Source organism: Allobosea sp. Tri-44, assembly GCF_004123845.1.
Classification (GTDB): Bacteria; Pseudomonadota; Alphaproteobacteria; order Rhizobiales; family Beijerinckiaceae; genus Allobosea.
In genome coordinates, this window is record NZ_NBDP01000007.1 from 13,923 (window position 1) to 37,324 (window position 23,402).

The following is a 23,402-nucleotide window of genomic DNA, read 5'->3' on the forward strand; positions in this document are numbered from 1 at the left end:
GGACGGATGTTTCAATGACCGGACCTCGCACCGGCGGGCAGATCCTCGTCGACCAACTCCTGATCCACGGCGCGACCGACGCCTTCTGCGTGCCGGGCGAGAGCTATCTTGCCGTGCTCGACGCGCTGCACGACGCCGACATGAAGGTCACCATCTGCCGGGCCGAGGGCGGTGCGGCGATGATGGCGGAGGCCGCCGGCAAGCTGACCGGCAAGCCCGGTATCTGCTTCGTGACGCGCGGTCCCGGCGCGACCAACGCCTCGCCCGGCATCCATATCGCCGACCAGGATTCGACGCCGATGATCCTGTTCGTCGGCCAGATCGAGCGCGGCATGCGCGAGCGCGAGGCCTTCCAGGAGCTCGACTACCGCGCCGTCTTCGGCACGATGACCAAATGGGCGACCGAGATCGACGATGCCGCGCGCATTCCCGAGATCATCAGCCGCGCCTTCCATGTCGCGACCGCCGGCCGGCCCGGCCCGGTGGTGATCGCCCTGCCCGAGGACGTGCTGACCGACCTCGCCGACGTGGCGGACGCATTGCCCTATCAGGTCACCGAGACGCACCCGTCCCTGCTGCAGACCATCGACCTGCAGAAGCGGCTCTGGGCAGCGAAGGCGCCGATCGCGATCCTCGGCGGTTCGCGCTGGGACCCGCAGACGATCGCGCGCTTCCAGCGCTTCGCCGAGCGCTTCGACTTGCCCGTCGCGGTCTCGTTCCGCCGGCAGATGGTATTCCCTGCCGATCATCCGAACTTCGCCGGCGATCTCGGCATCGGCCCCAACCCAAAGCTCTTGAAGCGCATCCAGGACAGCGACCTCGTGCTGCTCGTCGGCGGGCGGCTCTCGGAGATGCCGAGCCAGTCCTATACGCTGTTCGGCATTCCCAATCCCGGCCGGCCGCTGGTGCATGTCCATCCCGATGCGGAAGAGCTCGGCCGCGTCTACCGGCCGGAGCTGGCGATCAACGCCTCGCCGACCGCCTTCTGCGCCGCGCTCGAGACGGTGCATCCGCCGCAGGTGATCCCGTGGGCCGGTGCGGCCGCCGAGGCGCACGAGGCTTATCTTGCCTGGAGCGAGCAGCCGGCGCCGGTGCCGGGCAAGTTCCACCCTGGCGAGATGGTGACCTGGCTGCGCCGTAACATCCCGGCCGATGCCATCATGTGCAATGGCGCCGGCAATTACGCCACCTGGGTGCACCGCTTCCATCGCTTCACTAAATTCGCGACGCAGCTCGCACCGACTTCGGGCTCGATGGGCTATGGCGTGCCGGCGGCGATCGGCGCCAAGCGCTTGTTCCCTGAGAGAACGGTGATCGCCTTTGCGGGCGATGGCTGCTTCCTGATGAACGGCCAGGATTTCGCGACGGCGGTGCAGTACGAGCTGCCGGTGATCGTCATCGTCGTCGACAACGGCATGTATGGTACCATCCGCATGCACCAGGAGAAGCATTATCCCGGCCGCGTTTCGGCGACGACGTTGAAGAATCCCGACTTCGCCGCCTACGCCAAAGCCTTCGGCGGCCATGGCGAGCGGGTCGAGACGACCGAGGAATTCGCTCCGGCCTTCGAGCGGGCGCTGAGCAGCGGCAAGCCGGCGATCATCCACTGCCTGCTCGACCCCGAGGCGATCACCCCGGCCAAGTCGCTCTCGACGATCCGTGCCGAGGCAATCGCCGCGCAAGGCTGAACTCCTACTGAACTTTCCCGCCCGTGCCTCGTTTGTGAGGAGCGGGCGCCTGATCTTGTCGATTGCGGCGCTGACACGAACAAGCGCGACGCAACCGGGCAACGCAGGAACGGGAGGTTCGGGTATGACGCGACGAATGATCCTGGCGATGGGCGTGGCCGGCGGCATCGGCCTTGCCTTAGCGCCGCAGGCGCAGGCTGCGGGCTTCCTCGACGACCTGACGCGGGCGATCTTCGGCAATCCGAGGCCGCCGGCTGCGATCGGCGGCCTTGATGGGCCGGCGATCAGGCCGAAGCCCAGCAAGCCGCGCCCGGTGAGCACCAAACCGGCCGAGCCCGCGGCCAAGCTCGACCCCGCCAGCGATGCCTATTGGTATCTGCGCGACCCGACCTTGCGGAAGGGCGATATCGTCGTCACCCGTAGTGGTATCGTGGTTTTCGACGGGCAGAAATCATCCGAACACGCGAGCAGCGCGTTCACGGCTCTTGAGGATACCAAGCGCCTGCCGAAGGCCCAGCAGCAGACACTGGAAGCGGCGGCTGCGCGGGGACGGGCCAATTTTACGCCATCCACCACGGCACCGGTCGTTCCTGTACTGCAGGTGAAGGCAGAGGTCAGCGCATCCGCGCAAGCTCAGTAGGTCGCGCGACCAAGCGTGGAATCGAAGACGGCGCCGCCAGTGACGACAGCGACCTTCACCGAACTCGCCGGGTTCACGCGGCCTTGGCCTCGTCGAGCTTGGCGGCGACGAGCTTGCGCAGGCTGCGCAGGTCTTTGACGAAGCCGCGAATGCCCTCGGCGAGCTTCTCGGTCGCCATCGCGTCCTCGTTCATGGCGAAGCGAAAGGCCTTCTCGTCGAGCGTGATCTTCCTTGCGCCATCGGGGGACGCGACCTGCGGCGAGGACGCCGGCGAGAGCCTGCGCGGCAAATCGCCTGTGGCTGCCGCCATTTCGTCGAGCAGGCCGGGGCCGATCGTCAAACGATCGCAGCCCGCCAGCGCCTCGATCTCGCCGGTGTTGCGGAAGGAGGCTCCCATGACCACGGTCTTGATACCGAGCGCCTTGTAATAGGCGTAGATGCTCTTCACCGAGACGACCCCCGGGTCAGCTTCCGCCGTATAGGGGCCGCCGCCAGCCTTGACGTGCCAGTCGAGGATACGGCCGACGAAGGGCGAGATCAGGAAGGCCCCGGCATCCGCCGCCGCGATCGCCTGCGGCATGGCGAAGAGCAGGGTCAGATTGCAGTCGATACCTTCGCCCTGCAGCACGCGGGCGGCCTGCAACCCCTCCCAGGTCGAGGCGAGCTTGATCAGGATGCGCTCGCGCTCGACGCCGCGCTCCTTGTAGGCGGCGATGATGGCGCGAGCCTTGTCGATGCTGGCCTGGGTGTCGAACGACAGGTCGGCATCGACCTCGGTCGAGACCCTTCCGGGGACGATCTTGGTCAGCTCGGCGCCAAAGGTGACGGCGAGCCGATCGCAGACCGCCTCGACCGCGCCGGAGCCGCCCTGGCGCTTGCCCCAGGCGACCGCCTCCTCGACGAGCGCGGCATAGGCCGGCGTCTCCACCGCCTTGAGCAGCAATGTCGGATTGGTGGTGCAGTCGACGGGCTTCAGCCGGCGCACGGCCTCGATGTCACCGGTATCGGCAACGACGGTGGTCATGGCGCGGAGCTGGTCGAGCTTTGAGGCGGTCATCACGTCATCCGTAAGGGTTGTTGCGGCGTCCAACGCCAATATGCGGCGTGCCGCCGGCCATTGCGAGCGAAAGCAAAGCAACCCGGCTCTGCATCAGCTCCGGCCGGATCGCTTCGTCGGTGCTTTCGGTCAGCTCTTCACCGCGCCCGCAGTCAGGCCCGAAACCATGTTCTTGCGGAAGCCGTAATAGATCACCGCCGGCGGGATGGCGTAGATCAGGCCCGCCGTCATCAGGAGGTTCCAGGGCGCGTCGTCGGCCGAGAGGAAGAGGCCGAGGCCAACCGCGAGCGGCACCGCCTTCTCGCTGGAGAGCAGCAGGAAGGCGTAGAGATACTCGTTCCAGGCGAGCAGCAGCGCATAGATGCCGATCACCACCATGGAAGGCTTCATCAGCGGCAGGTAGACCAGCCGGAAGAGCTGCAGCGAGTTGGCGCCATCCATGATCGCGGCTTCGTCAAGCTCCTTGGGCAGCTTGTCGGAGGCCTGCTTCAGCACCCAGATCGCATAGGGCGAAGCGAGCGCGACCATGGCGAGGATCAGCGCGACACGGGTGTTGAGCAGCCCGAAGGTACCCATCGCCTTGTACATGGGGATGGCGAGGAAGGCGGCCGGGATCAGATAGGTCGCCAGCGCGAAATTCATGATCGAGCGGCCGCCCGGCGCCTTCAGCCGCGAGATGGCGAAGGCGGCGCAGGTCGCGATGAACAGGGTGAGCAGCCCGGTCGTGATCGCGATCAGGAAGCTGTTGAACAGCTGCAGCCAGAAGTTCGTCAGATAATAATGCTGCTGGTTGAAGACGATCTGGAAGTTCTGCAGCGTCGGCTTCTCCGGCCAGAGCCTGCCGGCGAGCATCGATTCCTGCGTCGAGATCGACAGCACGAAGAGATGGTAGATCGGCAGCAGCGTCCAGATCAGAACCGGGATGGCGATCAGGATCAGCTTACCCTCGTCGAGAACCTTCTTCATCATTCGGCTCCCTTCGAGAGACGCTTCACCATGAACCAGACCATGGGCAGGATCAGCGGCATCGCGCAGATGATCGAGGCGATGCCGAGGTCGAGATTGTTGTTGCGCATATAGCGGATGCCGAGCGTCGCCAGCACGTGATTGAGGTCGCCCGGACCGCCGCCGGTGAGCAGGTAGACGCTGTTGAAGTCGCCGAGCGTCCAGATCATCGAAAGCAGGGTCGAAGTGACATAGAGCGTCGCCAGCGACGGCCAGGTGATGAAGCGGAACTGCTGCCATCTGTTGGCGCCGTCGACGCTCGCGGCTTCATAGAGGTCCTGCGCGATGGCGAGCCGGCCGGTGACGAGGATCAGTGTCCAGAATGGCAGCGATTTCCAGATATGGACGAGGATCGAGGAGGCGAAGGCGAGCGTCGGATCGGTCAGCCAGCCGGGCCCCTCGACGATGCCGAACCAATGAAAGAGCTGCTGGTTGATCATGCCGTTCTCGGGATTGAGCATGACCCGGAAGGACAGGATGGTCGGGATCGAGGGCACCGCCCAGGGCAGGATGAACAGCACCAGCATGAAGCGCACCCAGGCGCGCTGCTGGACGAAGAAGCCCGAGAGGAACAGCGCGATCAGGAACTTCAGGTTCACCGCGATGAACAGGAAGACGACGGTGTTGACCACCGTGCGGATGAAGATCGGATCGGCGAAGAGTGCCTTGTAGGACTGCCAATTGAGGCCGAGCCAGAAACCATAGGCGACCGGATAGACCACCATCACGGCGAAGACGAGGATATAGGGCGCGAGCATGATCACCCCCCAGAGGGCACGGTCGCGCGCCTGTCCGGAGGTTGCGCTGCTCCGGCTCGTCGTGGTGGGGGGCGCCATCGTTGCGGCGGTCATGTTCTTGTCTCCTTTGCACGTCCGCCGATCGAGACGGGTCGGCATCCCGCGACGCTTGCCGCCGCGGGATGCCTTGTCATTCGGACAGCGATGGCCGGTGTCAGCCGGCGATCTGCTTGATGCGGGCGATCATCTCGTCGACCGCCTGCTCCGGCGCCACCTTGTCGACTAGCACGCGGTTGATCGCCTTGGCCCAGACGTTCTCAGCGTTCACCGCGGTGAACTTGTAGTTGTAGACGAACTGGAAGGGGATCGTGCCCGAGCTGAACTGCTTGTAGACCAGCGCGCGGTGCGGATCCTTGCCGTCGGTCCAGAACGGGCTGGCGAGCCCGGACTTGGTGGTCGGCAGCCAGCGCCCGAGCGAGCCTTCGACGAAGGGGCGCAGATTCTCGTCCTTCATCATGAAGGCCATGAATTCCTTGCCGCGCTTCTTGTTCTTGCCGTCGGCGAAGACGACCGCCGTCTTCACCGCCGCCAGATTCGGAAGCGGCTTGCCGTCGGGCTTGTCGGGGAACTGGGTGGTGCGGATGTTGTCGAAATAGTTCTTCTTGGCCTGGTCGCGCTGCTCCTGGGTCAAGGCCGGGTTATTGCTGTCGTCGAGATGCTTGGAGGCGATCGAGATGGTCGCGTTGTGCGTCATCGCGATCGTCTTGTTATGGAAGGCGACGTTGTTGTCCGGATCGAGCCAGTTGACCGAGGAGGGCGGCGTGCAGCCGCGCGAGGAGATGTTGGCGTAGTCCTTCACCGCGGCGACCATCGCCGGCTTGTTCTTCGGATCGTCGAGGACGATCTTGCCGTTCTCGTCGACGACCTTGGCGTCATGCGCGTTAGCGAAGGTCAAGAAGCTGTAGAAGGTGTCGGAGGCGGCGACGCCCATCGGATGGCCGACGGCGTAGATGCGCTTGCCCTTGGCGCGCAGCCCGCCCTGGACCTTGTCGCACCAGAAGTCCCAGTAGCCGTTCCAGCTCTTCGGGATGTCGCCTTCCTTGAAGCCCGCCTCCTCGAGCATGTCCTTCCAGTAGGTGATGTGCATCATCTGCTGCTGGAGCGGGAAGGCGTAGTAGGACTTCTTCTTGGTCTTGTCGTTCATCAGGAAGGTGGTGACGAGCGAGTCGGGCAGGATGTCGCCCTTGAGCGGCTCCAGCACGTCGGTCACGTCCTCGAGCTTGCCCTCGAAGGCCCATTGTCCCGTGGTGCGGAAGTCATAGGTGGTGCAGAAGCCGACATCCGGCGGCGTGCCGGCCTGCACGGCGCCGACCGATTTGGTGACGCAGTCCTCGGTGGAGTACAGGGAGAGATCGACCTTGACGCCGGCGGCCTTCTGGAACTTGTCGACGACGGCAAGCAGCGCATCGTCCTCGCCCTTGTAGAAGCCCTTGGTGAACCAAACCGTCACCGTCTCCTGGGCGAGCGCCGCTCCCGACCAGCCGGCGGTGATTGCGGCCAAGGCTGCGCCGGCAGCCAGAGAGCGCAGGATTTTCATGGTAACCTCCCATTTAAAACGTTTAGATTGAGCTTTTTTGCCCATCTCCTCCTAAACACTAGTCGAAGAGCCCTGCAAGAAACAAGCGGCTGGTCTGCACGAATTTCATGCCCCCCTCGGCGGAAGCTTCCCTCCATCCGTCCTCGCAGGGATCGTATGAAACGACTTTGACGGCGCAGCCGGGCCGCGGCAAAGAGGACAATGTCACGGATGTGTCATCGATACGGCCTAACCCCGCCGCACGATCCCCATCCAGACCTTCGCGCGGCCTCATCGGCGTCGCGGCAAACTGACCGGAGTTTCCCATGCGCGCCCTCGCAACCACCGCCGTTCTCGCGCTCGGACTGGCCCTGCCGGCGATCGATCCCGCCGGCGCGGTCGAAGGCAAGCTCGTGCTCTACACCAGCCAGCCCAACACCGACGCCCAGCAGACGATCGACGCCTTCAAGGCAAAGTACCCCAAGGTCGAGGTCAGCTTCGTCCGCGACGGCACGCCGCGCGTGATGGCCAAGCTCCGGGCCGAGATCGAAGCCGGCGCGCCGCAAGCCGATGTGCTGCTGATCGCCGACGCCGTGACCATGGAAGGCCTGAAGAAGGAAGACCGCCTGCTCGCACACGACAAGGCCGATGTCTCGGCCTTCCCGGCCGGTGTGCACGACCCGGCGAAGATGTGGTTCGCCACCAAGCTGATCACCACCGGCATCGTCTACAACACCAAGGCGGCGCTGAAGCCGCAGAGCTGGCTCGATCTCGCCAAGCCCGAGGTCAAGAACCAGCTCGCCATGCCGAGCCCGCTGAATTCGGGCGCCGCGATGATCCACACGATCACACTGACCGGCAACCTGCCGGGCGGCTGGAGCTTCTACGAAGAACTCAAGAAGAACGGCACGCTCGCCGCCGGCGCCAATGGCGACATCCTGCGCCAGGTTGCGACCGGCGAGAAGCTCTACGGCATGATCGTCGACTTCATGCCGATCCGCGAGAAGGCCAAGGGCGCGCCGGTCGAGTTCGTCTTCCCGAAGGAGGGCGTCTCGGCGGTGAGCGAGCCGGTCGCGATCCTGAAGAGCAGCAAGAACCCGGAGGCCGCCAAGGCTCTGGTCGACTTCCTGATCTCGAAGGAAGGCCAGGAGCTCGCGCTGAAGCAGGGCTATGTCTCGGCCCATCCCGACGTCGCCCTGCCGGCCGGCTATCCGGCGCGCGGCGCGATCAAGCTGATGCCGTTCGACGCCGCCAAGGCGCTGGCCGACGAGCCGGCCGCCCGCAAGCGCTTCAGCGCCATTTTCGAAGGCTGAGCCCGCTCAGCCCGATTCAGGCTCCGAGACGATGACGCTCGCAGCGCCCGCAGAGTTCCGGCAGACCGGCATCCGGCCGGCCCTGCCCGGCCTCGCCTTGCCGTCAGGCCTTGGCCTGCCGGCGCTGGTGCTGCTCTGCGCGGCGCTGTTCGGCGCCCTGCCCTTCCTGCGGCTGCTCGCCGCCGCCTTCGCGCCCGGCTGGCAGTTCGCGCCCGAGGGCGCGCTGGCCGAGATCACCAGCCGCGCCGCAGTCAACGCGACCCTGCACACCTTCGAGACGGCCGGGCTCTCGGCGCTCGGCGCGCTCCTGATCGGCGGAGCTGCGGCGATCCTGCTCGCGGTCACCGATGTCCGCGGCAAGCGGCCCCTCGCCTTCGCGCTGGTCTTCTCGATGATGATCGCGCCGCAGGTCGCGGCGCTCGCCTTCCTGAGCCTGTTCGCACCGAATTCCTTCCTGCTCGGCCTTCTCGGGCTTTCGCCGGCGCCGGGCACGCCCAACCCATTGCTCGGGCGCGGCGGCATCATCCTGGTGATGGCGCTGCATCACGCACCGCTTGTCGCGATCACGCTGTGGACCGGCCTGCGCAGCGTGCCGCATGCGCTGGTCGAGGCAGCGCAGATGGAAGGCGCCGCGCCTGCGACCATCGTCGGCCGCATCCTTTTACCGGTGCTGCGGCCGCAGATCATCGCCGCGGCCCTGCTCGCCTTCGTCGCCGGCATCGGCAATTTCGGCATCCCGGCCCTGCTCGGCTTGCCGGTGAATTACCTCACCCTGCCGACGCTGATTTATCGCCGGCTCTCGAGCTTCGGCCCTGCCGGCCTGCCAGATGCCGCCGCGCTCTCGCTGCTGGTCGCGCTCGTCGCTGGCCTCGGCATCACCGCCGGCCTGCTCGCGACGCGGCGCGGCGGGGGCAAGGTCGAGATCGAGCGGCCGCTGCAGCCCTTCTGGCATCTTGGCGGCGCCCGGCCTGTCGTCTTCGCCGGGCTCTGGCTCCTGATCGCGCTCAAGCTCGGCCTGCCGCTGCTGGCGCTGATCGGCGAGGCGCTGACGCCGGCGCTCGGCGTCGCATTGACCTGGCAGAATCTGACATTCGACAAATTCGCCGAGGTGCTGCTGCGGCAGGACGTGACGGTGCGCGCCTTCCGCAACTCACTCCTCTTCGCCGGCTCGGCCGCGGTGATCCTGGCGCTGCTTTCGATCGCCTTCGCCTATGGGCTGGAGCGGCGCATGGGCAAGCTCCGGCGCGTGGTCGAGGTGGTGATCGAGCTGCCCTATGCCCTGCCCGGCGTCGTCCTCGCCATCGCCTGCATCCTGATGTTCCTGAAGCCATTGCCGCTCATCGGGGTCAGCATCTACGCGACGCCCTTCATCATCCTGTTCGCCTATATCGCCCGCTTCCTGCCGCTGGCCCTGAAGGCGCCGGTCGCGGCGATGGCCCAGATCGAGGCGCATCACGAGGAAGCCGCCAAGCTCGACGGCGTCACGCTCTGGCAGATGCTGCGCTTCATCGTCGCGCCGATCCTGGCGCCGGCGGCGGCGGTGAGCGGCCTGATGGTCTTCCTCGTCGCCTTCAACGAGCTCACGGTCTCGGCCCTGCTCTGGTCCTCGGGCACCGAGACGCTCGGCGTCGTGCTGTTCAGCCTGAAGGAAGCCGGCCTCGCGGGCGAGGCTGCAGCGGTCGCGATCAGCGCCTGCGTGGTGATCCTTGCCGTGATGCTCGGGCTCGACGCGCTGGGCCGCAAGCTGCCGGCCAACATCCTGCCCTGGCGGATCTGAGCGGCACCCCTCGCACCGTGCCGATAAGCCCTCCTTATCGTCCGTGAACGGCAGGGGCTTAGTTAAACCCAAATTAACGTTGCGGCAGGATGGTCTGCCGCATGGAGTTCGCCTTTCCATCGCGAAGCAGAGCTCGAAACCTGCCGCATACCCTGCCGGCACCGACTAGGGACTCGTGAGCTCAATGGCCTATCGCGCTACCGGACGCCGTCAGAGCGAACCCATCGCCGAAGAGCTCAAGGTCCTTCTCGTCGAGGATTCGCGGACCTATGCGCTGGCGCTGTCGCGCCGCCTCGAGGCCGAGCTTCAGCTGCCCATCGTCGTCTGCCAGTCGCTCAACGAGCTGCACGAGGTCGTCACCGAGGACCGCGCGGCGTTCACCCTGGCCGTGGTCGATCTCAACCTGCCCGACGCCCCGCGCGGCGAGGCCATCGACTTCACCGTCCAGCGCCGCATCCCGACGATCGTCCACACTGCCAGCTTCGACATCGAGACGCGCAATCGGATCATGGAGCGCGACGTCATCGACTATGTCCCGAAGGACAGCGCTTTCACGCTCGAGACCGTGGTCGCGACCGCCAGGCGCGCGCTCTGCAACCGGCAAACCCGTATCCTTGTGGTCGACGACACCGCGGCGACCCGTAAACTTCTCACCCATATGCTGAAGGTACAGCAATACCAGGTGATCGAGGCGGAGTCCGGAGATGAAGCGCTGTCGCTGATCCAGGACAATCCCGACATCCGGCTGGTCGTGAGCGACTACTACATGCCGGAGATGGACGGCTACGAACTGACGCGCCGCATCCGCCGCCAGTTCGCCTCTGACCGGCTGCGGCTAATCGGCGTCTCGTCCTCCAGCGACCGCATGGTGTCCGTTGGTTTCCTCAAGGCGGGCGCCAATGACTTCATCTCGATGCCCTTCATTCCCGAAGAGCTGCAATGCCGGATCGCGAGCAATGTCGAGACGATGGAGCAGATCGAACAGCTGCATAATCTCGCCTCGCGCGATGCCCTGACCGGCCTGTTCAATCGCCGCTTTTTTTTCGAGAGCGCCGAGAAGCTCATTGCGGAAGCGCGAGCGAAGAATCTGCCGAGCGCCATCGCCATCCTCGACATCGACGACTTCAAGCATCTGAACGACAGCCACGGCCATGATTTCGGCGACCAGGCGCTGGCCAAGGTGGCGCGATATCTCGCCCAATCGGTCGAGGGCGCCGGCCATCTGCTCGCCCGGATCGGCGGCGAGGAGTTCGCCATCCTGTTCCCCGGCCTGAACACCAGGGCGGCGCTGCGCCTCAGCGATCACATCCGGCTCGACCTCTCGCACGAGACATTGCTGGTCGACGATCAGCAGATCACGCTGACGGTCTCGATCGGCGTCGCCGAGATAAATGGGCAGGGCAGCCTGGACCAATACCTCATAGCGGCCGACCGAGCGCTCTATGCGGCCAAGCACGAGGGGCGCAACTGCGTCCGCGTCGCCGCGTAGGCCCGCGCCGATCTCAGCCCGCGGCTGCCAGGCGCGGAACTCCTGCAGCCGCCAGCTCGCCCATCAGCAGCGCGCGATTGGCCTTCGACTCGCGCACGATGAAATCGACGACCGCCCGAACCCGGGCGACGTCCTTGAGATCGGCGTGGACCAGCAGCCAAAAGGAGCGCGTGATCGAGACGCTCTCCGGCAAGACGGGGACGAGCCGGGGCTCGTCGACCGCCATGAAGTGATGGATCACGCCGATGCCGGCGCCGGCCGCGACCGCGTTCATCTGCGCGAGCACGCTCGAGCTCTGGATCTGGGCGCGCAGGCCCTTGGCGACCTCGTCGAGATAGTCGAGCTCGGGCGTGAAGATCAGGTCGTCGATATAGCCGACGATACGGTGGCCGAAGAGGTCCTCTGCCGCCGTGACCTTCGGCATCGCATCGAGATAGTCCTGCGAGGCGTAGAGGCCGAGGCGGTAATCGCAGAGCTTGCGGGCGACGACCTTGCCTTCCTTGGGCGGAGCGAGCGTGATCGCGACATCCGCCTCGCGCTTCGACAGCGAGAGCAGGCGCGGCATGGCGATGAGTTGGAGCTCGAGCCCCGGATAGGCCTTGCCGAGGCCGGCGAAGCGCGGTGCCAGGAAGGTCGAGCCGAAACCGTCGGGCGCGCCGATCCGGACCGTGCCGGAGAGCGCCATGTCGGCGCCGCCGATCTCGCTCTGGATCGCCAGCGCCTCGGTTTCCATGCTCTCGGCCTTGGCCAGCAACTGCTCGCCATGGCCGGTCAGGGCGTAACCCTGCGGCCGCCGCTCAAACAGCTTGGCCTTGAGCGATTCCTCGAGCGAGGTGATGCGGCGCGAGACGGTGGCATGATCCGCGCCGAGACGGCGCGCGGCGGCGGTGAGCCGGCCGGAGCGGGCGACGGCGAGGAAGAAACGCAGGTCGTCCCAGTCGAACCGTTCCATGCCGCTCCTCCGTATTTGTGTTTTTGCACGACGTAAGCCGATATCTGCCTATAGCCGTGCGCAAACGATAATGATAGGGGTAGCTCCAATCAGCGCCACACGACTTTAGGGGAGGATGCCATGCGTCAGATCGGTCACTTCATCGGCGGCAAGCACGTCGCTGGCACCTCGGGCCGCACGGCCGATGTCTACCAGCCGATGGACGGCTCGGTGATAGGCAAGGTCGCCCTCGCCTCGCAGCAGGAATTGCGCGCCGCGGTCGAGAACGCGCTCGAAGCCCAGCCGAAATGGGCGGCGGTCAATCCCCAGCGCCGCGCCCGCGTGCTGATGAAGTTCCTCGACCTGATCGCGCAGAACAATGACGAGCTCGCCGAGCTGCTCGCCCGCGAGCACGGCAAGACCATCCCCGACGCCAAGGGCGACATCCAGCGCGGCGTCGAGGTCGTCGAGTTCTCGCTCGGCGTGCCCAACCTGATGAAGGGCGAGTTCACCGACGGCGCCGGCCCGGGCATCGACATCTATTCGCTGCGCCAGCCGCTCGGCGTCGTCGCCGGCATCACCCCGTTCAACTTCCCGGCGATGATCCCGCTCTGGAAGCTCGGCCCCGCCATCGCCTGTGGCAACGCCTTCATCCTGAAGCCGTCCGAGCGCGACCCCGGCGTGCCGATGCGCCTCGCCGAGCTGTTCATCGAGGCCGGTGGCCCTCCGGGCATCCTCAACGTCGTCAACGGCGACAAGGAGGCAGTCGACGCCATCCTCGACGACCATGACATCAAGGCGGTCGGCTTCGTCGGCTCGACCCCGATCGCCGAGTACATCTACGCCCGTGGCTGCGCCAATGGTAAGCGCGTGCAGTGCTTCGGCGGCGCCAAGAACCACATGATCATCATGCCCGACGCCGACATGGACCAGGCGGTCGATGCGCTGATCGGCGCCGGCTACGGCTCGGCCGGCGAGCGCTGCATGGCGATCTCGGTCGCAGTGCCCGTAGGCAAGGCGACCGCCGACGAGCTGGTCAAGCGCCTGATCCCGCGCGTCGAGAGCCTGAAGATCGGCCCCTCGACCGACACCTCGGCCGATTACGGCCCGGTCGTCACCAAGGCGGCGATGGAGAAGATCAAGTCCTATGTCGACATCGGCATCGGCGAAGGCGCCAAGCTCGTCGTCGACGGCCGCGACTTCAAGATGCAGGGCTACGAGAACGGCTTCTATGTCGGCGGCTGCCTGTTCGACAACGTCACCAAGGACATGCGCATCTACAAGGAGGAGATCTTCGGACCGGTCCTCTCCGTGCTGCGCACCGAGAGCTATGACGAAGCGCTGAAGCTGACCAACGACCACGAATATGGCAACGGCACCGCGATCTACACCCGCGACGGCGATGCCGCGCGCGACTTCGCCTCGAAGGTCCAGGTCGGCATGGTCGGCATCAACGTGCCGATCCCGGTGCCGCTCGCCTACTACACCTTCGGCGGCTGGAAGCGCTCGGTCTTCGGCGACCTCAACCAGCACGGCCCGGATTCGATCCGCTTCTACACCAAGACCAAGACGGTGACGGCGCGCTGGCCGTCTGGCATCAAGGACGGCGCGAGCTTCGTCATCCCGACGATGGGCTGAGGCCGACGGCGAAGGAGATCAGGGCATGTTCTCCCTCACCGAAGACCAGATCGCCATCCGCGACATGGCCCAGGGTTTCGCAACCGAGACCTTGGCGCCGCATGCCGTGCGCTGGGACGAGGAGAAGCACTTCCCGGTCGAGGAGATGCGCCAGGCGGCGGCGCTCGGCATGGGCGGCATCTACATCCGCGACGATGTCGGCGGCTCCGGCCTGACGCGCCTCGACGCGGCAGTGATCTTCGAGGCGCTCTCGACCGCCTGCCCGACGGTCGCGGCCTATATCTCGATCCACAACATGTGCGCCTGGATGATCGACCGCTACGGAGCGGACGAGCAGCGGCAGAAATTCCTGCCGAAGCTCTGCAGCATGGAGCATCTGGCGAGCTATTGCCTGACCGAGCCGGGCGCCGGCTCCGATGCCGCCGCGCTGAAGACCAAGGCCGTGCTCGACGGCGACCATTACATCCTCGACGGCCAGAAGCAGTTCATTTCGGGCGCCGGCGTCTCGGATGTCTACGTCGTGATGGTGCGCACCGGTGAGGCCGGCCCGTCGGGCATCTCGACCATTGTCGTCGAAAAGGGCACGCCCGGCCTCTCCTTCGGCGCCAACGAGAAGAAGATGGGCTGGAACGCCCAGCCGACGCGGGCGGTGATCTTCGAGAACTGCCGCGTGCCGGTCGCCAACCGGATCGGCCCGGAAGGCATCGGTTTCAAGATCGCGATGGCCGGCCTCGATGGCGGGCGGCTCAATATCGGCGCCTGCTCGATCGGCGGGGCGCAAGGTGCGCTCGACAAGGCGCTCAGCTATGCCCAGGAGCGCAAGGCCTTCGGCTCCCGCATCGCTGATTTCCAGGCGCTGCAGTTCAAGCTCGCCGACATGGCGACCGAGCTGGAGGCGGCCCGCACCTTCCTCTGGCGTGCCGCGGCGGCACTCGACGAGAAGACGCCGGATGCGACGAAGCTCTGCGCCATGGCCAAGCGGGTCGCGACCGACACCGGTTTCGAGGTCGCCAACCAGGCCCTGCAGATCCATGGCGGCTATGGCTATCTCGCCGATTACGGCATCGAGAAGATCGTCCGCGATCTCAGGGTCCACCAGATCCTCGAGGGCACCAACGAGGTGATGCGGATGATCGTGGCGCGCTCGCTGGTCGGGCGGGCGAAGGGGAATTGACGCTTGGCGCGGACTACGACCGAACGGTGGCGGAAACGTACAGCTCGCGGTTCGTTCGCAAGCACGGTCATCGCAGCGGTAATAGGCGCGTTCGGCCTGCCTCCAGCGTGGGTGCTGCTTTCGCTCGGCTCCGCTCTCGTCCTAGGCTTCGCTTGGCTGCTCCTTCTCTTTTGGTGAACTAAGCCGAAATCCCTGCAACCACGGCCTATGGCGCCATCGATGCGAGCTCTTCAGTTTCCGCTCTCTGATCAGCGCAAAGAGCGAGACCAACCATGAATTCCGCGGAGGAAACGACCATGAGCACCATCGCCTTCATCGGGCTCGGCAATATGGGCGGGCCGATGGCCGGCAACCTGGTCAAGGCCGGGCACAAGGTCTTCGCCTTCGATCTCTCGCAGGCCTCGAAGGACGCGGCTGCCGCGCTCGGCGTCGGCATCGCCGCCTCGGCCAAGGAAGCTGTCGCCGAGGCCGAGATCGTCGTAACCATGCTGCCCGCCGGCAAACATGTGCTGGGGGTCTGGGCCGATATCCTGCCCGCGGTGAAGCCGGGCACGCTGCTGATCGATTCCTCGACGATCGACGTCGAGAGCGCCCGCAAGACCCATGCACTCGCGACCGAGCGTGGCTGCCTCTCGCTCGACGCGCCGGTTTCGGGCGGCGTCGGCGGCGCCCAGGGCGCGACGCTGACCTTCATGGTCGGCGGCAGCGCAGACGCCTTCAAGCGCGGCGAGCCGATCCTGTCGGCGATGGGCAAGAAGGTCGTGCATTGCGGCGACGCCGGCAACGGCCAGGCGGCGAAGATCTGCAACAACATGATCCTCGGCATCTCGATGATCGGCGTCTCCGAAGCCTTCGTGCTGGCCGAGAAGCTCGGCCTGTCGCATCAGGCGCTGTTCGACGTCGCCTCGACCTCCTCGGGCCAGTGCTGGTCGTTGACGACCTATTGCCCGGTGCCGGGCCCGGTGCCGACCTCGCCGGCCAACAATGACTACAAGCCCGGCTTCGCCTCGGCGCTGATGCTGAAGGACCTCAAGCTCGCCCAGGAGGCGGCGCAGGCCGCCGGCGCCTCGACCCCGCTCGGCGCTGCTGCGGCGCAGGTCTATGGCCTGCACAATGCCTGGGGCGAAGGCGGCACGGATTTCTCCGGCATCATCCATCTGCTGCGCGGGCGCGGAAACAGCTGAACGGATGCACCGCCGCCGGCGAACGTTCGCATACGTATAATTCTGCTTTCGACCCCGTTCCGGTTGGAACGAAAGCGGAGTAGGACGGGAGGCATGAACGACGCCTCCCGCCGCACCGAACGCTCAGCCCAGACCGGTTTCGCCACCAGCCCGCTCGACCGACGTGCCGATCTGCGTGACCGGGCGGAGGAGATCGCCGAATTGCGGGCGCGCAGCGATGCGCGCTTCACCGTCGTCGCCGGCGAAACGCCGATCCTGCTGCGCAACGGCGCCGAGACCCAGACCGTCTGGTTCGACGAGAGCGGTGCCGACGGCTTGGGCCCGGCGCTGGACGAGGTCTTTCTCGGGCTCGATCCGGAAGGCGCGCCGCGCTTCGGCCGGCTGATCGACCGCGAGTTGCTCGACGGTCTGCGCGAGCAGGCCGTGCTCGTCGTCACCGACCTGCGCAGCATCGCGCTGAAGCGACTGGTGCCGAAGGAGGAGCTCGGTCCGCTCGGCGAGGCCAAGGCCCTGCTCGACTGGCATGCACGCCATCGCTGCTGCGCCCAGTGTGGCGCGCCGACCAAGCTCGGCTCGGCCGGCTGGAAGCGGCAGTGCGAGGCCTGCGGCGCGCAGCATTTCCCGCGCACCGACCCGGTCGTGATCATGCTGGCGGTGCGCGGCGACAACTGCCTGTTGGCGCGCCAGTCGCGCTTCGCGCCCGGCATGTATTCCTGCATCGCCGGCTTCGTCGAGCCGGGCGAGACCTTCGAGGACGCCGTCCGCCGCGAGACCTGGGAGGAAGCCGGCCTGCGCACCGGCACGGTTCGCTACATCGCCTCGCAGCCCTGGCCCTTCCCGGGATCGCTGATGATCGGCTGCATCGCCGAGGCGCTGAACGACGATATCGTGCTCGACGGCACCGAGCTGGAAGCCGGCCGCTGGTTCAGCCGCGCCGAGGCGCTGCAGATGCTGGAGGGCAGGCACCCCGACGAGCTGTTCTGCCCGCCGCATATGGCGATCGCGAACACGATCCTGAAGGCGTGGGCGGTGGACGGCGAGGAGCCCTGACGCGCCCCGCGTCATCCTGACGAACGAACAGCCTTTGCGGAGCCCTGGATGACGGACCCGGTCAACGCCTTCGTTCCCGGGCCACGTGCCCATATCGCCGGCCATCCGGGCGGACCGCTCTCGGGGCTGACCTTCGCGGTCAAGGATCTGTTCGATGTCGCCGGCCTGCCGACCGGTGGCGGCAATCACGACTGGGCCAAGGCGAACCCGATCCCGACGCGCCATGCCTGGACGGTGCAGACCTTGCTGGATGCGGGTGCGGATTGCGTCGGCAAGACCATCACCGACGAGGTTTCGCTCGGCATCCTCGGCGAGAACGCCTTCGACGGCACGCCGATCAACAGCGCCGCGCCCGGGCGCGTGCCCGGCGGCTCCTCCTCGGGTTCGGCGGCGGCCGTCGCCGCCGGCCTCTGCGACATCGCGCTGGGTACGGATACCGGCGGCTCCGTCCGCGTGCCGGCGAGCTTCTGCGGGCTCTACGGCATCCGGCCGACCCATGGCCGGCTCGACCTGACCGGGCTGCTGCCGCAGGCGCCAAGCTCGGACACGGCGGGCTGGTTCGCGCGCGATGCCGGGACCTTCGCGAAGGTCGGTGCCGTGCTGCTCGGCGAGGCGCCCGGCCCGCTGCCGACGAAGCTGCTGATCGCCGTCGACGCCTTCGGCTTCGCCGACCCCGAGGTCGCGGAAGCCCTGCGGCCGATGGTGCGGAAGCTGGAGCGGATCGTCGGCACGGCGCGCGAGGAGATCATGGCGCCGCAGGGGCTTTCGGTCTGGGCACGGGCGCAGCGCAGCCTGCAGCCGGTCGAAGCCTGGCAGACCTTCCAGCCCTGGATCGAGCGGCATAACCCACGCATGGCCTTCAGCGTCGCCGCCGGGCTGATCGCCGGCTCGCAGATTTCCGCGAGCGAGCGCAACTGGGCGGCGCTGATGCGCGAGGAAGCGCGGGCGCGGCTGCGTTACCTCTTGCCAGCAGGCACGATCCTCTGCCTGCCGACCACGCCTTTCCCGGCGCCGCTGCGCGGGCTGCCGGCGCCTGAGCTGCAGCCCTTGCGCGACCGCATCACCTGCTTCTGCGCCCAGGGCGGCCTCACCGGCTCGCCCCAGCTCAATCTGCCGGGCGCCACGGTAAACGGGGCGCCGGTCGGTCTGTCGATCATCGGCGGCCGCGGCACCGACGCCAGCCTGATCGCCGTCGCCCAAGCCATGGAGGCCCTCTCGTGAGCGACCTGACCCCGAACCTGCCCGATGTCGTCGCCGAGATCAGCGCCCTGTTCGAGCGCTACGAGCAGGCGCTGATCGACAAGCAGGTCGATGTGCTCGACGCCTCCTTCTGGAACAGCCCCCACACCATCCGCTACGCGCTGGGCGAGAACGGCTACGGCTTCGACGAGATCCACGTCCACCGCGTCGCCCGCCCGCCGGGTCCCGGCATCAAGGAGAAGCGTATCCGCCTGGAAATCCTGACGCTCGGCCGCGACTTCGCCACCGTCAATCTCGAATTCAAGGTGCGCGGGCGCGAGATCATCGGCCGCCAGAGTCAGAGCTGGGTGCGCTTCCCGGACCTGGGCTGGAAAGTGGTCTCGGCCCATGTCTCAACGATGGAGGGGCCGCGCCCCTGGTGAAGGGGCGGCGGCCTACCCTTCTCCCCTCGGGGGAGAAGGTGGCTCGGCGAAGCCGACGGATGAGGGAAGGGTAGGCGCTACCTGTCCTCGTCTCACCCAGCCGCGCCGCCCTCATCCCCCTGCCGGGACCTTCTCCCCCGAGAGGAGAAGGGAAGGCTTTACTCCCCCGGCTCGGGGAAGCTGTCGCGGAATGCGTGCGCCGGGTAGACGCCGAGGATTTTCATCTCCTTCGAGAAGAAGGCGAGCTCGTCGAGCGCGCGGCGCAGCGCCGGGTCGTCGGGATGCCCCTCGACGTCGCTGTAGAACATCGTCGCCGAGAAATGGCCGTCGACCATGTAGCTTTCGAGCTTGGTCATGTTGACGCCGTTGGTGGCGAAGCCGCCGAGCGCCTTGTAGAGCGCCGCCGGCAGGTTGCGGACCTGGAAGATCAGGGTCGTCACCGTCTTGCCGGCGCCCTGGCGGGCGAATTCGGGATATTTCGAAAGCACGACGAAGCGCGTGGTGTTGTGCTTCTCGTCTTCGATGTCCTCCATCAGGATCTTGAGGCCGTAGACCTCTGCGGCGATGTGCGGCGCGATCGCGGCACGCGTCGGGTCGCCGGCCTCGGCGACCTGACGGGCGGAGCCGGCGGTGTCGGCCGCGACCTCGGCCTTGAGGCCGAGCTTGCGGATGATCTTGCGGCACTGGCCGAGCGCATGGATGTGGCTCTGCACTGTCTGCAGCGTCGCCAGCGTCGCGCCCTCGACCGCCATCAGATGGAAGCGGATCGGCAGGAAATGCTCGCCGATGATGTGCAGGCCAGAGCGCGGCAGGAGGTGATGGATGTCGGCGACGCGGCCGGCGATCGAGTTGTCGATCGGGATCATGCCGTAGCGGGCAGCGCCGTCCGAGACCGCCGCGAGCGCGTCCTCGAAGGTCCGGCAAGGCAGCAGCTCGCAATCCGGGAAGACCTGGAGGGCGGCCTGCGAAGAGAAGGCTCCGGGCTCACCCTGATAGGAAACGACGACTGACATTTTAGGTCTTCAGGCTCCGGCGCTGGATGTCAGGAACGCGCGGGCGCGGTCCAGATCGGGGGGCGTGTCGACGCCTCGTGGGACGTGATCGATGATCATGGCGTCGATGCGCATGCCGTCCTCGAGCGCGCGCAGCTGCTCGAGCTTCTCGCGCAGTTCGAGCGGCGACTGCGGCAGCGAGACGAAGCGATCGAGCGCGCGGCGGCGATAGGCGTAGAGGCCGACATGATGATAGAGCGGGCCATCGCCGTAAGGCGCCGTCGCCCTGGTAAAGTAGAGCGCCCGCATCCGGCGGGGGGAGATCTCGCTGCCGATCAGCTTGACCACGCTCGGCGCGGTCCTCTCCTCGTCGTCAGTGATCTCGCCGGCAAGCGTCGCGATGTCGACGGCCGGATCGGCCAGCGGCTCCACCGCCGCGGCGATCGCGGTCGGTGCCAGCGTCGGGAAGTCGCCCTGGACGTTGACGATGATGTCGTGCTCACCCTTCGGATCGACGATGTCGGCGGCCTCCTTGATCCGGTCGGAGCCGGTCTGGTGCGCGGGGCTGGTCATCACCGCCCGCCCGCCGGCCTGCTCGATCGCCGCCAGGATGCGCTCGTCATCGGTTGCGACCACGACCTCGCCGACGCGCGCTTCGATGGCACGGCGCCAGACGCGAACGATCATCGGCTCGCCCAGAATGTCGGCCAGCGGCTTGCCTGGCAGGCGCGTCGCCTGCATGCGGGCGGGGATCAGGATCAGCGGATTGGGCATTGGCTGGGGAAAGCTCGCGGGGCGGCAAAAGGTCTCAAAGCGGAGCGTGCTTATACGAGTTGCAATGCAGCGCGCAAAGCGGTTAAGCAGCGCTGACGTGCCGGCTCCGCAAGGGCCCGGCCGCAGCGCTGTCTTGCTTCGCCGACGGGCGGGCCGGGGGTTGTGAGAGACGATGAATATCGAACTGAACAAGATCGCTGGCGCGGGGCTTTCGACCCTGCTCGTCGTGATGGCCCTGAACATGGGCGCCGGCATCGTCTTCGCCCCGAAGAAGCCGGCCGTTCCCGGCTACGACCTGCCGAGCCTCGAGCCGGCCGCCGCTGGCGGCGCCGGTGCTCCTGCAGCAGCCGCCGAAGAGCCGATCGCGGTACGTCTCGCCAAGGCCGACCCGGCCAAGGGCGAGAAGGCTGTCGCCGCCTGCAAGGCCTGCCACACCTTCGAGAAGGGCGGCGCCAACAAGGTCGGCCCGCATCTCTACGACGTCTATGGCCGCAACGAGGGCTCGGTCGCAGGGTTCGGCTATTCGGCCGCGATGAAGGGCCGCGGCGACAAGAGCTGGGACGCCGATGCCCTCGATCATTTCCTGAAGAATCCGAAGGCTTATGTTCCGGGTACCATCATGGCCTTCGCCGGCATCAGCCGCCCCGAGGCCCGCGCCGACGTCGTCGCCTATCTGAACACGCTGGCCGACGCGCCCAAGCCCCTGCCGAAACCCTGAGCCGGCGCCTTTCGCAGCAACGTGACCGCACGAGCCGGGCCAAGCGCCCGGCTTTTGCTTGTTTGCGCCATGCAATTGCCGTCACCATGACGGGGAATGCGCACAACACTGGCTTTGGCCGGGCGTGACGACATAATCGGACGACGAATCGCAAGGGGTTTTTGCATGGCGATCCGGATCACCCGCCGCAGGCTGCTCGAAGCCGGCGGTGCGCTCGCAGGCGCGGCCACGCTGCCAGGCTCGCTGACGACGGCACTGGCGCAGGAGAACGAGGTCCACGGCCTCTCGACCTTCGGCGAGCTGGCGCTGCCGCCGGACTTTCCGCATTTTGCCTATGTCAACCCGAAGGCGCCGAAGGGCGGCTCGATCACCATCCAGATCAAGCGCGCCGGCGGCAACCAGAGCTTCGACACCTTCAACACGCTCAACACTTTTGTGCTGCAGGGCGACGGCGCCGCCGGCATGGATGCCTGCTTCGACAGCCTGATGGCTGGCTCGGGCGACGAGCCAGGCTCGCTCTACGGCCTGCTCGCGAAGAGTGTCGCTGTGTCCGCCGACAAGCTGACCTATCGCTTCCGCATGCGGCCGGAGGCGAAGTTCCATGACGGCTCGCGCGTCACCGCCGGCGATGCCGCCTTCTCCTTCAACCTGCTCAAGAGCAAGGGCCATCCGACCTACCGGCTGATCCTCGCCGAAATGGAATCAGCCGTCGCCGAGAGCGACGACCTCATCGTCGTCAAGCTCTCGCAAAAGCGCAGCCGCGACCTGCATCTCGTCGTCGCCGGGCTGCCGGTGTTCTCCGAGAAATACTGGTCGACCCGCAATTTCGAGGCCTCGACACTGGAGCCACCGCTCGGCTCGGGCGCCTACAAGGTCGGCCGCTTCGAGCAGGGCCGCTTCATCGAGTTCGACCGGGTGCCGGACTACTGGGCCAAGGACCTGCCGGTGAATGTCGGCCAGAACAATTTCGACCGGGTCCGCTGGGAATATTTCCGTGACCGACAGGTCGCCTTCGAGGCCTTCAAGAGCGGCGTGATCACCTTCCAGGAGGAGTTCACCTCGCGCATCTGGGCGACGGGCTACGACTTCCCCGCCATCCACGAAGGCAAGGTCAAGAAGGAGGCCCTGCCGAAGACCGAGCCGATCGGCTCGCAGGGCTGGATCTACAATCTGCGGCGCGAAAAGTTCGCCGATCCGCGCATTCGCGAGGCGCTCGGCCTCGCTTTCGACTTCGAGTGGACCAACAAGAACATCATGTTCTCGTCCTTCTCGCGCGCGACCTCCTATTTCGAGAACTCGGATTCGAAGGCGGTGGGCAAACCCTCGCCGGAGGAACTCGCACTACTGGAGCCGTTCCGCGGCAAGGTGCCCGACGAGGTCTTCGGCGAGCCCTATTTGCCGCCGGTCAGCGACGGCTCCGGCAGCGACCGTGCCTTGCTGCGCCGCGCCGACGAGATGCTGCGTGCCGCTGGCTGCAAGCGCGATGGCAATGTGATGAAGCTGCCGAACGGCCAGCCCTTCGAGATCGAGTTCCTGGATTCGACGCCCTCGCTGCAGCCGCACACCCAGCCCTTCCAGGCCAATCTCAAGCGGCTCGGCATCAATGCGACCTCGCGCATCGTCGACGGAGCGCAATACCAGCGCCGGCTCGACGAGTTCGACTTCGACGTCATCAGCCGCGCGATGAGCGGCAGCTCGATCCCGAGCGACACGATGCGCGTCGTCTACGGCTCGGAAGCGGCCAAGACGCGTGGTTCGCGCAATGTCGGCGGCATTGCCCATCCAGCGATCGACGCGATGATCGACAAGATCGGACAAGCCGACAGCTATGCCGAGGTGGTGGTGGCGGCCAAATGCCTCGACCGATTGCTACGGGCCGGGCGCTACTGGATCCCGATGTGGTGGAACGCCAGCGAATGGCTGGCCTATTGGGATATGTATGAGCGTCCTCAGACCAAGCCGAAATTCAGTTCCGGCGCGCCGGGTACATGGTGGTACGATCCCGAAAAAGCCAAGCGGATCGGGAAGGCATAAGCG

Annotated in this window: 20 protein-coding genes; 13 read left to right on the forward strand and 7 right to left on the reverse strand. The window is 66.5% G+C overall.

Annotated features, from left to right (window positions below):
• Window positions 1-14: 14 nt before the first annotated feature.
• Both B6S44_RS06565 and B6S44_RS06570 read left to right on the forward strand, forming a co-directional pair.
• Window positions 15-1,688: a thiamine pyrophosphate-binding protein gene (locus B6S44_RS06565; RefSeq protein ID WP_129155974.1), complete on the forward strand. Its 1,674-nt coding sequence runs from the start codon at window positions 15-17 to the stop codon at window positions 1,686-1,688.
• A gap of 136 nt (window positions 1,689-1,824) precedes the next feature.
• Entirely contained in the window at window positions 1,825-2,328 is a 504-nt protein-coding gene (locus tag B6S44_RS06570; RefSeq protein WP_129155975.1) for a hypothetical protein, read from the forward strand.
• A gap of 73 nt (window positions 2,329-2,401) precedes the next feature.
• Here the strand turns inward: B6S44_RS06570 and tal are convergent, their stop codons facing one another.
• From tal to B6S44_RS06590, 4 genes are all read right to left on the reverse strand, one after another.
• Window positions 2,402-3,385 carry a transaldolase gene (tal, locus tag B6S44_RS06575; protein WP_129155976.1) on the reverse strand — a complete coding sequence of 328 codons (984 nt, stop codon included), beginning with the start codon at window positions 3,383-3,385 and terminating at the stop codon, window positions 2,402-2,404.
• Window positions 3,386-3,514: 129 nt separating this feature from the next.
• The gene (locus tag B6S44_RS06580) at window positions 3,515-4,354 is read right to left on the reverse strand and encodes a carbohydrate ABC transporter permease (protein WP_129155977.1); all 840 of its coding nucleotides are present in this window, start codon (window positions 4,352-4,354) and stop codon (window positions 3,515-3,517) included.
• Window positions 4,351-5,241: a carbohydrate ABC transporter permease gene (locus tag B6S44_RS06585; RefSeq protein WP_129155978.1), complete on the reverse strand. Its 891-nt coding sequence runs from the start codon at window positions 5,239-5,241 to the stop codon at window positions 4,351-4,353. The genes B6S44_RS06580 and B6S44_RS06585 overlap by 4 nt, the downstream gene beginning before the upstream one ends.
• 100 nt (window positions 5,242-5,341) lie before the next feature.
• The gene (locus tag B6S44_RS06590; RefSeq protein WP_129155979.1) at window positions 5,342-6,724 is read right to left on the reverse strand and encodes an ABC transporter substrate-binding protein; all 1,383 of its coding nucleotides are present in this window, start codon (window positions 6,722-6,724) and stop codon (window positions 5,342-5,344) included.
• A 305-nt stretch (window positions 6,725-7,029) separates the two neighbouring features.
• Here B6S44_RS06590 and B6S44_RS06595 point away from each other — a divergent pair, with 305 nt between their 5' ends.
• The 3 genes from B6S44_RS06595 to B6S44_RS06605 all read left to right on the forward strand — a co-directional run bounded on the left by B6S44_RS06595 (window position 7,030) and on the right by B6S44_RS06605 (window position 11,282).
• Window positions 7,030-8,016 carry an ABC transporter substrate-binding protein gene (locus B6S44_RS06595; protein ID WP_129155980.1) on the forward strand — a complete coding sequence of 329 codons (987 nt, stop codon included), beginning with the start codon at window positions 7,030-7,032 and terminating at the stop codon, window positions 8,014-8,016.
• 31 nt (window positions 8,017-8,047) lie between these two features.
• Entirely contained in the window at window positions 8,048-9,793 is a 1,746-nt protein-coding gene (locus B6S44_RS06600; protein ID WP_129155981.1) for an ABC transporter permease, read from the forward strand.
• Window positions 9,794-9,977: 184 nt separating this feature from the next.
• Window positions 9,978-11,282: a diguanylate cyclase gene (locus B6S44_RS06605; RefSeq protein ID WP_129155982.1), complete on the forward strand. Its 1,305-nt coding sequence runs from the start codon at window positions 9,978-9,980 to the stop codon at window positions 11,280-11,282.
• Between the two features lie 13 nt (window positions 11,283-11,295).
• On the opposite strand, the gene B6S44_RS06610 is transcribed toward B6S44_RS06605, so the two are convergent.
• The gene (locus B6S44_RS06610) at window positions 11,296-12,234 is read right to left on the reverse strand and encodes a LysR family transcriptional regulator (protein ID WP_129155983.1); all 939 of its coding nucleotides are present in this window, start codon (window positions 12,232-12,234) and stop codon (window positions 11,296-11,298) included.
• A 120-nt stretch (window positions 12,235-12,354) separates the two neighbouring features.
• Between B6S44_RS06610 and B6S44_RS06615 the strand changes: the two genes are divergently transcribed.
• The 6 genes from B6S44_RS06615 to hpxZ all read left to right on the forward strand — a co-directional run bounded on the left by B6S44_RS06615 (window position 12,355) and on the right by hpxZ (window position 18,881).
• Window positions 12,355-13,851: a CoA-acylating methylmalonate-semialdehyde dehydrogenase gene (locus tag B6S44_RS06615; protein WP_129155984.1), complete on the forward strand. Its 1,497-nt coding sequence runs from the start codon at window positions 12,355-12,357 to the stop codon at window positions 13,849-13,851.
• Window positions 13,852-13,876: 25 nt separating this feature from the next.
• Window positions 13,877-15,025: an isobutyryl-CoA dehydrogenase gene (locus B6S44_RS06620; protein WP_129155985.1), complete on the forward strand. Its 1,149-nt coding sequence runs from the start codon at window positions 13,877-13,879 to the stop codon at window positions 15,023-15,025.
• A gap of 272 nt (window positions 15,026-15,297) precedes the next feature.
• Window positions 15,298-16,209: a 3-hydroxyisobutyrate dehydrogenase gene (gene mmsB / locus B6S44_RS06625; RefSeq protein ID WP_129155986.1), complete on the forward strand. Its 912-nt coding sequence runs from the start codon at window positions 15,298-15,300 to the stop codon at window positions 16,207-16,209.
• Window positions 16,210-16,302: 93 nt separating this feature from the next.
• Entirely contained in the window at window positions 16,303-17,259 is a 957-nt protein-coding gene (gene nudC, locus B6S44_RS06630) for an NAD(+) diphosphatase (protein WP_129155987.1), read from the forward strand.
• Between the two features lie 48 nt (window positions 17,260-17,307).
• A complete protein-coding gene (locus B6S44_RS06635) occupies window positions 17,308-18,480 on the forward strand; it encodes an amidase (RefSeq protein WP_129155988.1) in 1,173 nt (390 codons plus the stop codon).
• Window positions 18,477-18,881, forward strand: coding sequence for an oxalurate catabolism protein HpxZ (hpxZ, locus tag B6S44_RS06640; protein WP_248309481.1), 405 nt, complete (start codon window positions 18,477-18,479; stop codon window positions 18,879-18,881). The genes B6S44_RS06635 and hpxZ overlap by 4 nt, the downstream gene beginning before the upstream one ends.
• A gap of 158 nt (window positions 18,882-19,039) precedes the next feature.
• Here hpxZ and B6S44_RS06645 read toward each other — a convergent pair whose 3' ends face one another.
• Both B6S44_RS06645 and B6S44_RS06650 read right to left on the reverse strand, forming a co-directional pair.
• Window positions 19,040-19,894 (reverse strand): prephenate dehydratase, encoded by an 855-nt coding sequence (locus B6S44_RS06645; protein ID WP_129155989.1) that lies wholly within the window; start codon window positions 19,892-19,894, stop codon window positions 19,040-19,042.
• Window positions 19,895-19,903: 9 nt separating this feature from the next.
• Window positions 19,904-20,647 (reverse strand): 3-deoxy-manno-octulosonate cytidylyltransferase, encoded by a 744-nt coding sequence (locus tag B6S44_RS06650; protein ID WP_129155990.1) that lies wholly within the window; start codon window positions 20,645-20,647, stop codon window positions 19,904-19,906.
• A gap of 172 nt (window positions 20,648-20,819) precedes the next feature.
• Between B6S44_RS06650 and B6S44_RS06655 the strand changes: the two genes are divergently transcribed.
• Window positions 20,820-21,365 (forward strand): c-type cytochrome, encoded by a 546-nt coding sequence (locus tag B6S44_RS06655; protein WP_129155991.1) that lies wholly within the window; start codon window positions 20,820-20,822, stop codon window positions 21,363-21,365.
• 165 nt (window positions 21,366-21,530) lie between these two features.
• The gene (locus tag B6S44_RS06660) at window positions 21,531-23,399 is read left to right on the forward strand and encodes an extracellular solute-binding protein (RefSeq protein ID WP_129155992.1); all 1,869 of its coding nucleotides are present in this window, start codon (window positions 21,531-21,533) and stop codon (window positions 23,397-23,399) included.
• The last annotated feature ends 3 nt before the right edge of the window (window positions 23,400-23,402 follow it).

Coding starts and splice junctions, on each gene's coding strand:
- B6S44_RS06570 (WP_129155975.1), top strand. CDS start 1,825: ATGATCCTGGCGATGGGCGTGGCCGGCGGCATCGGCCTTGCCTTAGCG.
- B6S44_RS06650 (WP_129155990.1), bottom strand. CDS start 20,647: ATGCCCAATCCGCTGATCCTGATCCCCGCCCGCATGCAGGCGACGCGC.
- B6S44_RS06635 (WP_129155988.1), top strand. CDS start 17,308: ATGACGGACCCGGTCAACGCCTTCGTTCCCGGGCCACGTGCCCATATC.
- mmsB (WP_129155986.1), top strand. CDS start 15,298: ATGAATTCCGCGGAGGAAACGACCATGAGCACCATCGCCTTCATCGGG.
- B6S44_RS06645 (WP_129155989.1), bottom strand. CDS start 19,894: ATGTCAGTCGTCGTTTCCTATCAGGGTGAGCCCGGAGCCTTCTCTTCG.
- B6S44_RS06600 (WP_129155981.1), top strand. CDS start 8,048: ATGACGCTCGCAGCGCCCGCAGAGTTCCGGCAGACCGGCATCCGGCCG.
- tal (WP_129155976.1), bottom strand. CDS start 3,385: ATGACCGCCTCAAAGCTCGACCAGCTCCGCGCCATGACCACCGTCGTT.
- B6S44_RS06655 (WP_129155991.1), top strand. CDS start 20,820: ATGAATATCGAACTGAACAAGATCGCTGGCGCGGGGCTTTCGACCCTG.
- B6S44_RS06660 (WP_129155992.1), top strand. CDS start 21,531: ATGGCGATCCGGATCACCCGCCGCAGGCTGCTCGAAGCCGGCGGTGCG.
- B6S44_RS06585 (WP_129155978.1), bottom strand. CDS start 5,241: ATGACCGCCGCAACGATGGCGCCCCCCACCACGACGAGCCGGAGCAGC.
- nudC (WP_129155987.1), top strand. CDS start 16,303: ATGAACGACGCCTCCCGCCGCACCGAACGCTCAGCCCAGACCGGTTTC.
- B6S44_RS06595 (WP_129155980.1), top strand. CDS start 7,030: ATGCGCGCCCTCGCAACCACCGCCGTTCTCGCGCTCGGACTGGCCCTG.
- B6S44_RS06605 (WP_129155982.1), top strand. CDS start 9,978: ATGGCCTATCGCGCTACCGGACGCCGTCAGAGCGAACCCATCGCCGAA.
- B6S44_RS06565 (WP_129155974.1), top strand. CDS start 15: ATGACCGGACCTCGCACCGGCGGGCAGATCCTCGTCGACCAACTCCTG.
- B6S44_RS06615 (WP_129155984.1), top strand. CDS start 12,355: ATGCGTCAGATCGGTCACTTCATCGGCGGCAAGCACGTCGCTGGCACC.
- B6S44_RS06590 (WP_129155979.1), bottom strand. CDS start 6,724: ATGAAAATCCTGCGCTCTCTGGCTGCCGGCGCAGCCTTGGCCGCAATC.
- B6S44_RS06580 (WP_129155977.1), bottom strand. CDS start 4,354: ATGATGAAGAAGGTTCTCGACGAGGGTAAGCTGATCCTGATCGCCATC.
- B6S44_RS06610 (WP_129155983.1), bottom strand. CDS start 12,234: ATGGAACGGTTCGACTGGGACGACCTGCGTTTCTTCCTCGCCGTCGCC.
- B6S44_RS06620 (WP_129155985.1), top strand. CDS start 13,877: ATGTTCTCCCTCACCGAAGACCAGATCGCCATCCGCGACATGGCCCAG.